At 43.3% G+C, this 14,635-nt stretch carries 10 protein-coding genes, 1 tRNA gene and 3 pseudogenes; 9 read left to right on the plus strand and 5 right to left on the minus strand.

What is annotated here, in order from left to right:
• Nucleotides 1-62: 62 nt before the first annotated feature.
• The 7 genes and pseudogenes from QUA77_RS24485 to QUA77_RS24515 form a co-directional block, all read left to right on the plus strand.
• The gene (locus tag QUA77_RS24485) at nt 63-461 is read left to right on the plus strand and encodes a transposase (protein ID WP_333453071.1); all 399 of its coding nucleotides are present in this window, start codon (nt 63-65) and stop codon (nt 459-461) included.
• Nucleotides 462-474: 13 nt separating this feature from the next.
• On the plus strand, nt 475-753 hold the full coding sequence (locus QUA77_RS24490; RefSeq protein ID WP_333453073.1) for a hypothetical protein: 279 nt from the start codon (nt 475-477) through the stop codon (nt 751-753).
• Nucleotides 754-1,281: 528 nt separating this feature from the next.
• Entirely contained in the window at nt 1,282-7,326 is a 6,045-nt protein-coding gene (locus tag QUA77_RS24495; protein WP_333453075.1) for an AAA family ATPase, read from the plus strand.
• Nucleotides 7,327-7,335: 9 nt separating this feature from the next.
• Nucleotides 7,336-8,835 (plus strand): response regulator, encoded by a 1,500-nt coding sequence (locus QUA77_RS24500; RefSeq protein ID WP_333453077.1) that lies wholly within the window; start codon nt 7,336-7,338, stop codon nt 8,833-8,835.
• A gap of 470 nt (nt 8,836-9,305) precedes the next feature.
• Nucleotides 9,306-9,659, plus strand: coding sequence for a hypothetical protein (locus QUA77_RS24505; protein WP_333453078.1), 354 nt, complete (start codon nt 9,306-9,308; stop codon nt 9,657-9,659).
• 23 nt (nt 9,660-9,682) lie between these two features.
• A pseudogene (locus QUA77_RS24510) lies at nt 9,683-10,386 on the plus strand (IS1 family transposase).
• Nucleotides 10,387-10,402: 16 nt separating this feature from the next.
• Nucleotides 10,403-10,618, plus strand: a pseudogene (locus QUA77_RS24515) (group II intron reverse transcriptase/maturase); the annotation flags it as partial.
• Nucleotides 10,619-10,816: 198 nt separating this feature from the next.
• Here QUA77_RS24515 and QUA77_RS24520 read toward each other — a convergent pair.
• The 4 genes from QUA77_RS24520 to QUA77_RS24535 all read right to left on the minus strand — a co-directional run bounded on the left by QUA77_RS24520 (nt 10,817) and on the right by QUA77_RS24535 (nt 12,801).
• Nucleotides 10,817-10,890, minus strand: a tRNA-Pro gene (locus QUA77_RS24520).
• A gap of 37 nt (nt 10,891-10,927) precedes the next feature.
• Nucleotides 10,928-11,296 (minus strand): DUF1818 family protein, encoded by a 369-nt coding sequence (locus QUA77_RS24525; RefSeq protein ID WP_333181685.1) that lies wholly within the window; start codon nt 11,294-11,296, stop codon nt 10,928-10,930.
• A 372-nt stretch (nt 11,297-11,668) separates the two neighbouring features.
• Nucleotides 11,669-12,316 carry a hypothetical protein gene (locus QUA77_RS24530; RefSeq protein ID WP_333453080.1) on the minus strand — a complete coding sequence of 216 codons (648 nt, stop codon included), beginning with the start codon at nt 12,314-12,316 and terminating at the stop codon, nt 11,669-11,671.
• Nucleotides 12,317-12,570: 254 nt separating this feature from the next.
• Nucleotides 12,571-12,801, minus strand: coding sequence for a DNA-directed RNA polymerase subunit omega (locus QUA77_RS24535; protein WP_015175138.1), 231 nt, complete (start codon nt 12,799-12,801; stop codon nt 12,571-12,573).
• Between the two features lie 80 nt (nt 12,802-12,881).
• Here QUA77_RS24535 and QUA77_RS24540 point away from each other — a divergent pair, with 80 nt between their 5' ends.
• Both QUA77_RS24540 and QUA77_RS24545 read left to right on the plus strand, forming a co-directional pair.
• Nucleotides 12,882-13,574 carry a GDSL-type esterase/lipase family protein gene (locus QUA77_RS24540; protein WP_333036413.1) on the plus strand — a complete coding sequence of 231 codons (693 nt, stop codon included), beginning with the start codon at nt 12,882-12,884 and terminating at the stop codon, nt 13,572-13,574.
• Between the two features lie 113 nt (nt 13,575-13,687).
• On the plus strand, nt 13,688-14,074 hold the full coding sequence (locus tag QUA77_RS24545) for a DUF6444 domain-containing protein (RefSeq protein WP_333453082.1): 387 nt from the start codon (nt 13,688-13,690) through the stop codon (nt 14,072-14,074).
• Nucleotides 14,075-14,105: 31 nt separating this feature from the next.
• On the opposite strand, the pseudogene QUA77_RS24550 reads toward QUA77_RS24545, so the two are convergent.
• Nucleotides 14,106-14,558: pseudogene (locus tag QUA77_RS24550) on the minus strand (transposase); the annotation flags it as partial.
• Nucleotides 14,559-14,635: the final 77 nt, after the last annotated feature.

The raw sequence follows: 14,635 nt of genomic DNA on the forward strand, positions 1-14,635 counted from the left end.
GATTAAATAGAGTATATTCCACGTATATATGATACAGTGTATTTAGTACATAAGCGAAAGAAATGAAACCCTATTCGATCGAGTTGCGTGAGAAAATAGTTAAAATCTATGAACAAGGTGATACATCAATTAGGAAAATAGCCGCCAGATTTGATGTGAGTAAAGGGTTTGTTCAAAAAATTTTAAAACAAAAACAAACGACTGGTCATGTTCAACCCGGAAAACAGGGTGGAAGCGCCAAAAGTGTGTTAAACTCGCGCCGGACGGAATTGACCCAGATGGTAGAAAAATATCCGAATAGCACGTTGTCAGAATATTGTGAATATTGGCGTTTGAACTACAAGGAAGCTGTCAGTCCTAGCATGATGTGTCGTGAACTACAAAAACAAAATTTGACGCGAAAAAAAAGACCATACGCAGTAGTCAGTCTGCCACTGAAAGAAGTACCTTCTGAGGTGTGAATATTGGGAAAAGGTGAAAAAATTTGACCCTGACAACCTGGTTTTTTTGGAGGAAATTGGCGTTTTATTGGGGTTGACACGAACCCATGCACCTTCAAAATGTGGTCATAGAGTCTACGATTTAAAACCCTTTTATCGGGGTAAAAAAGTTACAGTAGTCGGAGCCATCAGATTAAAACAAGTAGTAGGATTAAAAACCATAAATTGGTCAATGGAGGGTCAGGCTTTTGAAGTCTTTATTCAACACTTTTTAGTACCCAACTTAGGGGATAGTACAGTCGAAGTGAATTGATAATATACCAGCTCATAAGTTGGCGGTAATTGAACCATTGATTCCAGCGGCTGGTGCCAATGTCCTGAATTTATCACCCTATTCTCCGGATTTTAATCAGATAAAATTATGGTGATCACAACGGAATTTTTTTACATCCGTTCTCACCAAAAACTACCAAGATGGTTGACGTAATACTTGCTACGGCGCTTGATTTGGTCAATACCAAGCACTTCAAAAACTGGTTTACAAGCTGCTGATACTGTACTTCATAAATCTGGAATACGCTGTAATTATCAGCAACGGGAAAACACTCGCTCGACACCCCAACAGAAAGTGCAGCCGACTAATCCCTCAACAAACACCCAAAACGCGCATTGAGGCACTACAGTTAACAACACAATCTCATGAGACCAGGATGGCCAGAAGCGAAACATGAGCTCACTTTTGTTGAGTAAACTACTATGTTACAATCAGCTCTAACAATAATTAAGTTTTAAAACCGGCCTTAACCTCACGCTCAATTTCCTTGCGCTCCGTAGAATAACAATGACTCTCAACTTAGCTGGCTATCAATTCGTTGAAACCCTCCACAGCGGGATAAGAACTTCAGTCGATCGCGCTCGGAAGGATTCGGACTTTTCCAGCGTGATCGTCAAAAGGCTAAAGGCTGAGTATCCCACTCTTTCTGACATCACCCGCTTGCGACACGAATATCAAATCCTGCACAGCTTGAACGTAGAATCGATTGTCAAAGCCATTAGTTTAGAAAGCTATAAAAACGGTTTAGCACTGATATTAGAAGATTCAGGCTCCGAGTCTCTCAACGATTGGATGAATGGTAAAAAACTCACAATCATTCAATTTCTTTTTTTGGGTCTCCAGCTTGTCTCTGCCTTAGCAGAACTCCACAAACATAACATTATTCATAAAGATGTAAAACCACAAAATATTATCATCAACCCAGCCACTGAAAAAGTTAAACTTATTGATTTCAGCATCGCTTCGCGCCTGGAGCGAGAAAATTCGACGCTCAGCCATCCAGATTTGCTCGAAGGCACACTCGCCTATATGTCGCCAGAACAAACTGGCCGGATGAATCGGTCAATTGACTACCGCACTGATTTTTATTCACTAGGCGTTACCTTCTATGAAATGCTCACAGGCGAGTTGCCCTTTAATTCCACAGACCCGCTGGAATTGGTACACAGCCATATTGCCAAAACTCCCATTCCCCCTCACCAGCTAAATCCTGAAATCCCACCACAAATTTCAGCGATTGCGATGAAGTTATTAGCTAAAAATGCTGAAGACCGCTACCAAAGCACTGAAGGACTAAAATTTGACTTAGAAACTTGCTTGATCAAACTACAGGCTAGCGGATATATTTCCAACTTTGTTGTTGGAAGTGCGGATAAAGCAGGGCAATTAAACATACCGCAAAAGCTCTACGGTCGCAACCAAGAAATTGAAAAACTTCTAGAAACTTTCGAGCGCGTTGCCAGTGGCACAACCGAATTAATGCTAGTTTCCGGTTATTCCGGGATAGGCAAAACAGTTTTGGTCAATGAAGTTCACAAACCCATTGTGCGGCAACGAGGCTATTTTATTGCAGGTAAATTTGACCAGTTCAAGCGCAATATTCCGTATGCTTCCCTGATTCAAGCATTCCAATCCTTAACTCAGCAACTTCTAACCGAAAGCGAAGTAGAAATCCAAACTTGGAAAGAAAAACTTTTATCCGCTTTAGGCGATAACGGACAAGTCATCATTGATGTTATCCCTGAAGTCGAATTAATTATTGGCAAACAGCCACCCGTAGCAGAACTAGGGGCAACTGAAGCTCAAAACCGTTTCAGCCGAGTCTTTAAACAATTCATTGGCGTATTTACGACTATTGACCATCCCTTAGTTATCTTCCTCGATGACTTGCAGTGGGCGGATTCAGCATCGTTGAAGTTAATTGAATTGCTAATAACTGATTCTGATAGCAAGTATTTATTGCTGATTGGGGCATATCGAGATAACGAAGTTTCTCCAACTCATCCGACGATTCAAACAATTGACAAGATTCGCCAAACTGGTGCGACGGTGAATAATATTGTCCTTCAACCATTACACCTAGTTCATGTCGAAGAATTAATTGCGGATACTTTAAATGAATCTGGCGGTTCGGAATCCCTGTCTGTAAAGACGCTAAATTTCGCGTCTCTACTTTTTAATAAAACGCAAGGCAATCCTTTCTTCTTAAGTCAACTCCTCAAAACTCTATATCAAGAAGATTTGTTGACTTATGATTTATATTCTGGCGTGTGGCAATGGAATATCGAGCAAATTCAAGCGATCGGCATCACCGATTACAATGTTGTCGAACTAATTGCTAGAAACATACGCAAATTGCCCGAAGATACACAAAAAGTATTAAAATTTGCTGCTTGTATTGGCAACACTTTTAACTTAGAAGTTTTGGCGATTGTCAATCAGGAATCTTCCTTAGTCACGGCAGCGCAATTGTGGGCAGCACTTCAAGCTGGGTTGATTTTACCTTTGAGCAATGAATACAAAATTCCCCTCGTATTTAGTCAGGAAGAATCGGGCGGTTTTACCTTAACTGATGTGAAGGTTGACTACAAGTTTTTACATGACCGAGTGCAGCAAGCTGCCTATTCTTTGATTCCCGATGATCAGAAAAAAGAGACCCACTTAAAAATCGGTCGACTGCTGCTGCAAAGTACAACGCCTGAAGACCGAAAAGAAAATATTTTCGCTTTAGTTAACCAACTCAATTATGGTACTGACTTACTTACCAATGAATCCCAAAAATATGAACTAGCCCAATTGAATCTGATTGCAGGTCAGAAAGCGAAAGCTGCTACAGCCCACGATTCCGCCGTCAAATATTTGCAAGTGGGTTTATCTCTGTTAGCGGTAGATAGTTGGGACAATCAATATGAACTGGCTTTAAGGCTGCATGAAGAAGCAGCAGAGTCAGCATATTTGAGTGGTGATTTTGACAGAATGCAGAGATTCGTTGAGATAGTACAAAACTGCGCCAAAACGCTATTGGACATAGTAAAAGTGTACGAAGTCCAGATTCAAGCTTATATGGCGCAGAACAAGCTGCAGGAAGCATTGAATACGGGGCTGCAAGTCTTAAAGCAGTTGGAGGTAGAGTTTCCCGACTCGCCAAACCCATCTGATATTGGGCAGGCGCTGGGGGAAACTGCGGCAATTTTGAGCGGAACTCGAATTGAGGACTTAATCGATCTCCCTGAAATGACCGATCCTTATCAATTAGCAGCGATCAGGATTTTGTCAAGTATATTTTCTGCTTGCTATTCTGGAATGCCCGTACTGGTGCCTTTAACAGTGTGCAAACAAATCGATTTATCCGTTCAATATGGCAATGCTTCTGTGTCTCCCTTTGCGTATGCGGTATACAGTCTTCTTCTTTGCGGGGCGGTAGGAGATATTGAGCGGGGCTATGAGTTCGGTCAATTAGCTTTACGTCTAGTGTCAAAGTTAAATGCCAAAGAAATCGAAGTCAAGACTTGCCACTTAGTGTATGCTGCCGTTCAACATTGGAAAGAACACGTCCGAAATACCTTAGAACCTTTCCTGGCAGCTTTCTCTACTGGGCTCGAAACTGGAGATTTAGAATATGCTGGCTATGCCGTCATGGTGTGGAGTCATTACTCGTTTTTTGTGGGCAAGCAACTAATGCAGCTCCAACGAGAGATAGCAACTTACACAGATGCCATTCATAAAATCAACCAAGAAACAGCGCTTAATAATACAAAAATCTGTTGGCAAGCCGTCTTAAACATGATGGGAAGAAGCGAAAATATATGCCAGTTAAAGGGGGAAATCTACGACGAAGATAAAATGCTGCAGCTATATCAGCAAACCAACAACCAACTGGCAATTCATTACTTATACTTGCACAAAGTTGCGCTGTGTTATGTGTTTGAGAATTATGCGGAAGCTTTAAAAAACATCCCTCAAGTAGAAAGTTCTTTCGGATCGTCTACAGGGCAGCTAACTGTTGTTATCTTCTATTTCTACGATTCTCTAGTACGGCTAGCTGTGTATCCTGAAACTTCGCAGTCCGACCAACAGGACATTCTTAACCGAGTACAAGCCAATCAAGAAAAATTGCAAAAATGGGCGCATTATGCCCCAATGAATCATCTACATAAATTCTATTTAGTAGAGGCAGAAAAAAATCGTGTTTTAGGCGAAAAAGTAGAAGCGATCGAGATGTACGACACAGCGATCGCTCTTGCCAAAGAAAACGAGTATATCAACGAAGAAGCATTAGCTCACGAACTCGCTGCTAAATTCTATTTTTCATGGGGTAAAGAAAAGATTGCCCGCACCTACATGACCGATGCTTATTATGCCTATATGCGCTGGGGAGCTTTAGCTAAAGTTAAACATCTAGAAGAAAAATACCCGCAATTAATAGCGCGATCGCCTGCGGTCACCGAAACCCCTTTCGATCCTAAGATGACAATTCCTCCTTTGACCATTACAGGCGCTCAAACAGAGTTGCTAGACTTGGCAACTGTAATGAAAGCATCGAGTGCCATTTCTAGCGAAATTGTTCTACCTAACTTGCTCACCAAGTTAATGAAAATTTTGATAGAAAACGCAGGCGCTGAAACTGGATCGCTTATTCTCTTAAAAGAGGGTCAACTGGTTATAGAAGCGGCGGGGACTAAAGATGGAGTCCGAGTGCTGGAATCTTTACCAGTATCAACTTCTGGGCTAGTGCCTATCTCCGTACTTAATTACGTCACCAGAACTCAGAAAGATGTCGTTTTAAATGATTCGGGCCGCGAGGAAATCTTTAACGCCGACCCCTACATTACCCACCACAAACCAAAATCAATTTTGTGTGCGCCTATCCTATATCAAGGTAAGTTAACTGCCATCCTGTACGTAGAAAACAACGTGATTGCTGGCGCTTTCACGCCGAAGCGGGTAGAAGTTTTGCGGATGCTATCGGGACAAGCTGCGATCGCCTTAGAGAATGCCAACCTCTATCACACTTTAGAAGTCAAAGTAGAAGAGCGAACCGAGGAATTAAAAGCCAAAAATACGCGCCTAGAAGTAGAAATTCAAGAGAGACAGCGAGCCGAGCAAGCCGCCGAAGCCGCAAACCGCGCCAAAAGCCAATTTCTCGCCAACATGAGCCACGAACTTCGCACACCGCTCAACGGCATTTTAGGTTATACCCAAATCCTCAAACGAGACACAGGTTTAACCAGTCAGCAAAATTCTGGTATTAACATCATTCATCAGTGTGGCGAACACCTCCTAACTCTGATCAATGACGTTCTAGACCTCTCCAAAATCGAAGCCGGAAAAATGGAACTCTACCTCACCGAGTTTCACCTGTCAGACTTTCTCCAAGGCATTACAGAAATCTGCCAGATTCGCGCCCACCAGAAGGGAATCTCTTTGATTTACGAACCGCTAACTCCACTTCCCACTTGCGTCCAAGCCGATGAAAAAAGATTGCGGCAAATTCTCATCAACTTACTCGGTAATGCCATAAAATTCACCGAAAAAGGAGGCGTTAGTTTTAAAGTAGAAAGACTAGAGACTCAGCAATCTTTGCCATCACCCATCGCCACTCCCGAATCCTTAACAGCGAAATTTATTTTCCAAGTAGAAGATACAGGCATTGGCATCGCGCCGGACGAACTCTCAAAAATATTTTTGCCCTTCGAGCAATCCAGCGGTTCAGTTAGCCAGATAGAGGGGACAGGATTAGGGCTGCCAATTAGTCGCCAATTAGTGGAAATGATGGGCGGCGAACTGAAAGTACAAAGCTCTTTAGGTAAAGGCAGTATTTTCTGGTTTGAGTTAGAGTTGCCTATTACGGAAAGCTGGGAAGGGTATCAAAAAGAACCTGAAAAAATTATCAGGGGTTTCTCAGGCGATCGGCGGAAAATTTTAGTCGTTGACGATCGCTGGCAAAATCGCTCTGTCCTCGTTAATCTTTTAGCTCCCATTGGGTTTGAATTAATGGAGGCAACGGACGGTCAAGACTGCGTGAATAAAGCGCTGTTATTTCAACCGGACTGTATTATAATTGACTTAGTAATGCCAGTCATGGACGGCTTTGAAGCGGTGAGGCGGCTCAGAAAAATCCCTCCATTGAAGGATGTAATCGCGATCGGAACTTCTGCTAGCATTTTATCCGGCGAACCCCAAAGCATTTTCCAGGCTGGTTGCAACGCTTTTCTCCTCAAACCAATTCGGGCAGAAAAGTTATTAGAATGCTTGGGCCACCATTTACGTTTAGAATGGGTTTATGATGAGCGAACAACTTTCAGTTCAGAAGGTATCTTCACCCATCCCCCTTCTCAAATCCAAGACCAACAACTGATTGCTCCCCCTTCGGAAGAAGTTGCAGTCCTGTTCGATTTAGCCATGAAAGGTGAACTCCTCAGTATTGAGAAGCGAGCCAGCAAGCTGAAGGCAATAGATATGCGTTATGCACCTTTTGCCAATCAGTTGCTTGAATTAACCAAAAACTTTGAAGAAGACAAATTAGTAGAATTTGTTCAACAGTTTAGATGAGGACTAAAAATGACTAGCGAATCTTTAGACAGAGGAACTATTTTAATTGTGGATGATACGCCCACTAATCTGGGTTCAGTATTGGATTTTTTGAGTACATCTGGCTTCACTGTTTGGGTAGCTCGCAGTGGGTCTAACGCTCTCAAAAAAGTGCAATATTGCCAGCCGGATTTAATTTTGTTGGATGTTCTGATGCCAGAAATGGACGGATTTAAAACCTGTCAACATCTAAAAGCTAATGACTTAACTAAAGATATCCCTGTCATTTTTATGACCGCGCTGGACGATACAGAAAGCAAAGTCAAAGGCTTTAATGTGGGGGGAGTTGATTATATTACTAAGCCCCTTCAACAGGAAGAAGTTTTAGCTCGGGCTATCACGCACCTGAATCTGCGAAATCTAACTAAAAAGCTTCAGGCGCAAATTGTCGAGCGCGAGCGAGCGCAAGCCGACCTACAAGTTTTGACACAAGAGCTAGAGAGGCGAGTAGAAGAGCGCACCGCTGAACTTTCCCAAACGAATGAACGCCTCAAGCAGGAGGCTGCTGAACGCAAGCTTGCACAAGCAGCTTTGCAAGCATCGGAAGCGCGAGAGCGACACAAAGCCCTACAGCTCGAAAATTCCCTGCACGAACTCAAGCTGGTGCAAAGCCAGCTCATTCAGAGCGAAAAAATGTCCGGGCTAGGCCAACTCGTAGCTGGCGTCGCCCATGAAATCAATAATCCAATTAATTTTATTTATGGAAATCTTTCCTATGCTCTGGAATATTCAAAAACTTTGGTCACTATCCTTGACCTCTACGAAAAGCACTATCCTAATCCGGCTCCAGATATACAAGCAGAAATCGTGGCAAGCGAGCTAAATTATCTCAAAGACGACTTGCCTAAAATGTTCAAATCGATGTACTTAGGAGCCGATCGCATCCGCGAAATCGTTTTATCTTTGCGCCTCTTCGCACGGCAAGAAGGATATGAAATGAGATCGGTCAACCTTCACGAAGGCATTGACAGCACGCTAATGATTTTACAGAGCCGACTAAAATTTAAGTCAGACCGCCCCTCGATTGAAGTGGTGCGGGACTATTGCCCAAACCTGCCTGAAGTGGACTGTTATGGGGGAGAAATGAATCAGGTATTTATGAATGTACTTGCAAATGCGATCGATGCTATTGACGAGTGGAACACGCAGAGATCGCTAGAAGAAATTAAAGCGAATCCTAGCGTGATTCGGATTAGCACAGAAATAACAAGCAGCAATTACGTAGCTGTCCGAATTGTGGACAATGGGCCAGGGATCTCGGAAGAAGTTCGTCGCCACGTATTTAACCCGTTTTTTACGACAAAACCCCCCGGTAAGGGCACAGGTATTGGGCTATCGATTAGCTGGCAAATTGTAGTGGAAAAACACCGGGGAAGCTTGGGGTGTATTTCTGCACCAGGCGGGGGAACAGAGTTTACTATTGAGATTCCGATTCGGCAGGAGTCTCCTGTCTTGTCGCTGTCAGCTTGATGTTCTGCAAAAAGTTAGTGAATCTATGGGGTTGATTTTTTAGAACAATTTCAGGATAGCAAGTTAAAAAATTTAGGGGCTATCGCGCTTCGATGTTACTCTCTAACCCACCACTGATTTCTCACCTACAGAATGAAGTATTCGGGTGCGATAGCCCTCAAAAAAATCCACCTGTAAATAATCTGGATTTTTAACAAATTGGAGTTTAGACTAAGCACGTCTTAAAGCGCGGTTAGATTTCAAATTAAGAACGGCAATGGTCGCTGGTGAAGAGGTATGAGGCGAGGCTCAACCACTAGCATAGATGCCGACGACCGTTGACGTTCTCTTCGGCTGACAACCTCACAAAAAACTGTCTGCCATAGTTTCAAAAGACAGTGTAAGGGTAGAAAATTGAGAATTCAGCAAAAAATCTCAAATCTACCTGCCATCTCTGTTTGAACAATTACGGGAATTTCGTCAACTTGCTTATGAATGTCTCGGCAATGCCTGCATATGCCACCTTTGAACTAGCAGACGCGATAATGACGACGCGCCACGTCTCATGTTTACGAAATTTAGCCTACATCCTTTATTTCGGCGTGAGTGATCCAGCGTCTACGAAGCGCTGCAAGATTGTAGACTTGCCCCTTGACCAATTGATGCAACTATACATCCAGCAGATGTCACAAGTAGAACGTCCAGTATTAGCGATCGATCATACAGCATGGTTAAGACCCCATGCACCTACCCTCAAAGAACGTACCTATGAACATCAACCCACACCCTTACCTCACGGCATACCTGTTGGTATCGGTCAAGGTATTAGGGCGTTGCTGAGTTAGAGTATGAATAGGAGGAATAATTTATGCAATGCCCAGAATGTAAATCAACCCATATCCGTAAAAACGGCAAGAAGAAAGGAAAACAGAATCACATTTGTGTCCAATGTGGTCGTCAATTCATCAATGAGTATGAGCCCCAGCGAGGTTATAGCGAAGCCATCAAACGTGATTGCCTAAAAATGTATGTCAATGGTATGGGTTTACGGGCGATAGAACGAGTTAAGGGTGTTCATCATACCACAGTAATAAATTGGGTAAAACAAGTCGGAAAACAGTTGCCAGATGTTTATGACCCTGAAGTCATTCCAGAAGTTGGTGAGCTCGATGAATTACAAACTTATGTAAAAAAAAACAGATAAGATATGGCGAGCGACGGCGGTTGACCACTTTAAACCAGGAATTTTAGGATGGGTATTAGGGGATCATAGCGCTAAGACATTTGAACCATTATGGGACCAAGTAAGTGCATGGAAATGCTATTTTTATGTAACTGATGGATGGTCTGTATATCCCATGTTTATTCCTGATGGTGAGCAAGTTATTAGCAAGACTTATATGACCCGAGTAGAAGGGGAAAATACCAGACTAAGACATTACGCAAGCTCGGCTACATCGTAAGACTCTTTGTTATTCTAAATGTGAGGAAATGCTCAAGCATTCTATTAAGTTATTAATACATTACTTGAAGTTTGACGATATTCCCATTCCTGGGGCATTCATACCTTGATTCAGCAACGCCCAAAAATCTACAACTACTTCACCGACATTGCCACGATGAAAAGACAGCCAACGATGGAAGTCTCGGCAACAAATCTGGCTGTAATAGCGCCAAGCCTAAGCCCGTCAAATCGGGTAAGAGAGGTACTCATGAAAAGAGCCTTATTAATGAGGAGCCGTGTGATGGGAAACTATCAAGCACGGTTTTGGAGACGAGCGGTTCTCGTGAGGGAATCGCTTAGTTTAACCCTTGCTATGACCACGCCAACCGTAGCCGATCCTTGAAAACTTCAATGTTTACGGAGCCTTTTGGCATATCGCAGATTTATCCCACTTTTTGTCAGAGTATGACATATTCTGTCACCCCTTATTGAGAATGGGTAAGGAACGATTTATCTACCAAAAATAATGGAATCCTTAGTGTATAAGGATTCCATCTATCGGAGCGGCGGGATTTGAACCCACGACCCCTACTACCCCAAAGTAGTGCGCTACCAAGCTGCGCTACGCCCCGACAGCTTTAACAGCTTAGCATAGAATTCCCGAAAAAGTCAAAAAACTTTAAAAACTTTTGCAGCCTGCACCAAACTCGGAACCACAGCCGCCGGCCAACAACCCTCGCACCTCCTGCCAGCATTCAAGATCAATTGCACGCTGTAAGCTTCGGGATAGCCTTCCACCTGCACCCACAGCAAGTCGCTTTCGGCTTCAATTGCTATTTTTTCCTCGTCCATTAACTCAGAGGCCATGTGACTCATTGTGCCGGCTAATTGCTCCAACAATCGGCAAAAATCGTTTAACTCAGCCTCTGTGAGTTCGATCGCCCAACCGTCGCCAGCCACTAAACCCTTAAACTCCTCGGCCTCCGGGTTCCATCCCAAACGCCACCCAACACCCGTTTTAATTACACGTTCCACCATCAAGCGATTTTAGATCTTAGATTTTGGATTTTAGATTAGTAGGACTTATATTAATTCCGGTTGCATCGGAATAGTCAAATCCAGTCAACTGTCAACAATTCCCGATGGTGCAACCGGAATCCATCTAATTCATCTGCGTTAATCTGTGTTTATCTGCCCTCATCTGCGGTCAAAAAAAGATCATTTCAGCAAGCGCAGATGACAATGGATTGAGGCGGATTCACGCAGAGGTCGAGAAGAGAGATAGGAATAATTTCGATACTCACAGATTTGATATTACCAATAAATACGAAAGAAAGTGGGTTTTTTACCATTTTCAAAAGCCGGGATGCAGTATTTCCGTAAAAAACCCGGTTTCTGCATCCCTGAGTATTACGGTAGTAACAACTTCGCATCTCCCGGCTGCGGCTGCGGTATTTCCGGGGAATTCGATCGCCCTTGTGGTTTTTCCCCCGTCGCAGGTGTGCGCCCACCCCCGGAATTCTCCGTAAAAACATCAACCAAAGCTTGAACCAAAGCATCTCGCTGTTCTCTATTTAACCTTTGAATAGCAGCACGATCCTGTTCCATTGGATTTGAGCGCAAAACGTCCTTTCCCGGATAAACGCTTTCAACCAAATAATCAGGAGTTGCCCCCAAATAGTCAGCTAAACTCAACTTCCAATCAAAGCGGTAATTGGGCGGCCGTCCTTTGACAAATACGTGATATCGAATCAACCGCCCGACTAAAGTATTGGTAGGATCGACTTTTCCTGTTTCCTTAGAAATGTAGTTATTTTCGATCGGGAAATCCGGCAATTTTTCGTACACCAATTTCCACGCATCTTGCACCCTAACTTGCGGCGGCGCAGATTGTTGAGCCACCCGCTGCACTGAGGCAGACTCAGAACTCCGCAGCAGCGAAGGTTCCAAAGCCGACATACTCAGTTCCCCGGATTCCAAGACCCAACTCAAAAGCGTGAAAATCGCTACACTCAAAGTAACAAACAGAAAACTTAAGCCCTGCTTTAATCTATTCACGGTTTTGACAACAATTTGAAAAATAGAATAATTTCATACACTTAGCCCCAGGAGATGTCCTAGTTTATACTTTTAGGATTTACGCTCATCCACCCGGTTTATTAGTAAAACAATCAGAGGTTTTTTAACGAGGCAGCTAGGAATAAACCGCGTTTCTCGTCCCGCGCGCCCAAGTCTAGTTTAAAAAAGTTGTGAGTTTTGAGTTGACAAAAATTGCTGGCAATTCACCACTCAAAACCCAAAACTCCTGAAGTCTAGATGTCTCCGATAATTTCCGGCTGAGTCAGTTCGTCCGACATCTCAAATATCGCCCGCATTACAGGTTTCATTTGATGGTCGTCCATATTGTCAAAATCTTCATAGCGACGGCGTTTTGCGCGGTTCGCCACCTGCACCGTAATCCGATAGCGGTTGGATGCACCGTTAATCAACTCTTCCGCCCGACGGGTTAGCTGAGTTGAATCGAAAGTTGGACGCTTAACCATGAGACTCCCTACTTTAGGTAATGTTACATTCTAGTTTAGTATGTCAAGATTCATAATTTATTAACTGAGTATCATTGCTTATGCAGGCAGCAACAGCCTATTTCTTTGGTAACTTGCATCGGGTAAATTCTCATCCCCTCAAATTGGTTGCTTTCGGCGACAGCTTAATCTACGGTTTTGGCGACGGTGTAGGCGGTGGCTGGGTGGAAAGATTGCGACGCCAGTGGATGTTACCGGAGAGTGCAGGACACGTTTTATACAATTTGGGCGTTCGGGGCGATCGCACCTATCAAGTCTCCCAGCGACTCGAAAACGAGTTTCGCCACCGTGGCGAGCTCAGAAACCGTGTCCCGGATGCGATTATTCTTTCAGTAGGTCTCAACGATTCGGCGAGAGTGCAGTCGCCTACCGGGCGCAGCTACACTGATTTTGAACATTTTAAAACTGTTTTGGATCATTTGTTAAACCTGTCCCAACAACTTTGTCCGGTGATATTTGTGGGGATGGTGCCGGTGGATGAAAGTAAAATGCCTTTTCAAGATTGTTTGTATTACAGTCATGCTGACCAATATCGGTATAAAGAAGCAACGAAATTAGCTTGTGAGTTGCGGGGAATTCCCTATTTAGATATTTTTGATAAATGGATAAATCGGGGCAGTGATTGGTGGCAATCGCGTCTGATTGCAGACGGGCTTCATCCCAATGCAGCGGGGTATCAATCTTTATTTGAAGATGTGACAAGTTGGGAGCCACTCGCCAGCATTAGTCATTAGTCATTAGTCATTAGATAAGGATTCATGTCAGGGGGTATTGACAAAGATGATTCTGGAGGGAGATTATTAGAATTAGGAAAAAATAGCAGCCTCTCAAACTAGACAGTGAAATATTGAACCAGTTGGCTCCCTCGCCACTGGTAGAGATAATTATGGAGGAGGCGAAGGCTATAGAGCAATTAAAATCGAGAGTAGTAGAACTAGAAAAAAAAATACAGGAACTAAAAGTCAGCATAGATTTAGAAAGTACAATATCATCAAAACCTCCATCGGCCGACCTCCTCAAAAAAGCAGAGAAGAAACCAGAAGATCAACCATCCAAGAGGCAAACACCAAAACGGAAACCAGGAGGGCAACCAGGACATCCGGGAAAAACCACAAAAGGGTTTGACCGAGTAGATAGAGAGGAGATATTACGGCCACAAGTGTTTAGATGCTGTGGTCAACAGGAATTCAGTGGCAAACCAATAAAAATAGAAACACAGGAAGTAAGTAGGTAGGCGGGAAAAAACATATTTATGTAACAAAACATTAAGCAGCATAATTGGAGTTAAACTTAAGGCGTTGTGTAGTGTAGTTTCCCCTTTGTCCTCTAACTTCTACTCCATGAATTACGGCATAGGCGAGCTCTAACTCATCATCAAACATTCGTCCCGCTAATTCATCTTTTTTAATGTGTTGCCACTCTAATTCAATGGGGTTCATTTCCGAACAATACTTGGGCAAAAAAAAGATGTATAAACCTTGCTTTTCCCACTTGTGCCATAACTGTTGGACTTCTTGGCATCGGTGTATTGGGCCGTTGTCTTGTACGATCACTCTCGGTCGTCCAATCTCAGCAGCTTCCTGGGCTTCTCGCTCCATCATTTTGATATAAGCTTTTCGATCAACACCCCCAATTACTAAACCGTAAACAAAACTAATTCCCGGTTGGAGAAGTCCGATAATACTTAATCTACGACCACGCCTTTTTGTTTGTTCCAGCGTAAGGATTCAGGTAAAAAATAGTTGATTGAGAGCCGAAAAATCTGGTAATGTAGTCAGATGAGCGAAAAGCCAGA

Origin of the sequence: Microcoleus sp. K5-D4 (assembly GCF_036704575.1) — a bacterium.
Taxonomy (GTDB): Bacteria; Cyanobacteriota; Cyanobacteriia; order Cyanobacteriales; family Microcoleaceae; genus Microcoleus.

Coding starts and splice junctions, on each gene's coding strand:
- QUA77_RS24485 (WP_333453071.1), top strand. CDS start 63: ATGAAACCCTATTCGATCGAGTTGCGTGAGAAAATAGTTAAAATCTAT.
- QUA77_RS24495 (WP_333453075.1), top strand. CDS start 1,282: ATGACTCTCAACTTAGCTGGCTATCAATTCGTTGAAACCCTCCACAGC.
- QUA77_RS24500 (WP_333453077.1), top strand. CDS start 7,336: ATGACTAGCGAATCTTTAGACAGAGGAACTATTTTAATTGTGGATGAT.
- QUA77_RS24505 (WP_333453078.1), top strand. CDS start 9,306: ATGAATGTCTCGGCAATGCCTGCATATGCCACCTTTGAACTAGCAGAC.
- QUA77_RS24525 (WP_333181685.1), bottom strand. CDS start 11,296: ATGGTGGAACGTGTAATTAAAACGGGTGTTGGGTGGCGTTTGGGATGG.
- QUA77_RS24535 (WP_015175138.1), bottom strand. CDS start 12,801: ATGGTTAAGCGTCCAACTTTCGATTCAACTCAGCTAACCCGTCGGGCG.
- QUA77_RS24540 (WP_333036413.1), top strand. CDS start 12,882: ATGCAGGCAGCAACAGCCTATTTCTTTGGTAACTTGCATCGGGTAAAT.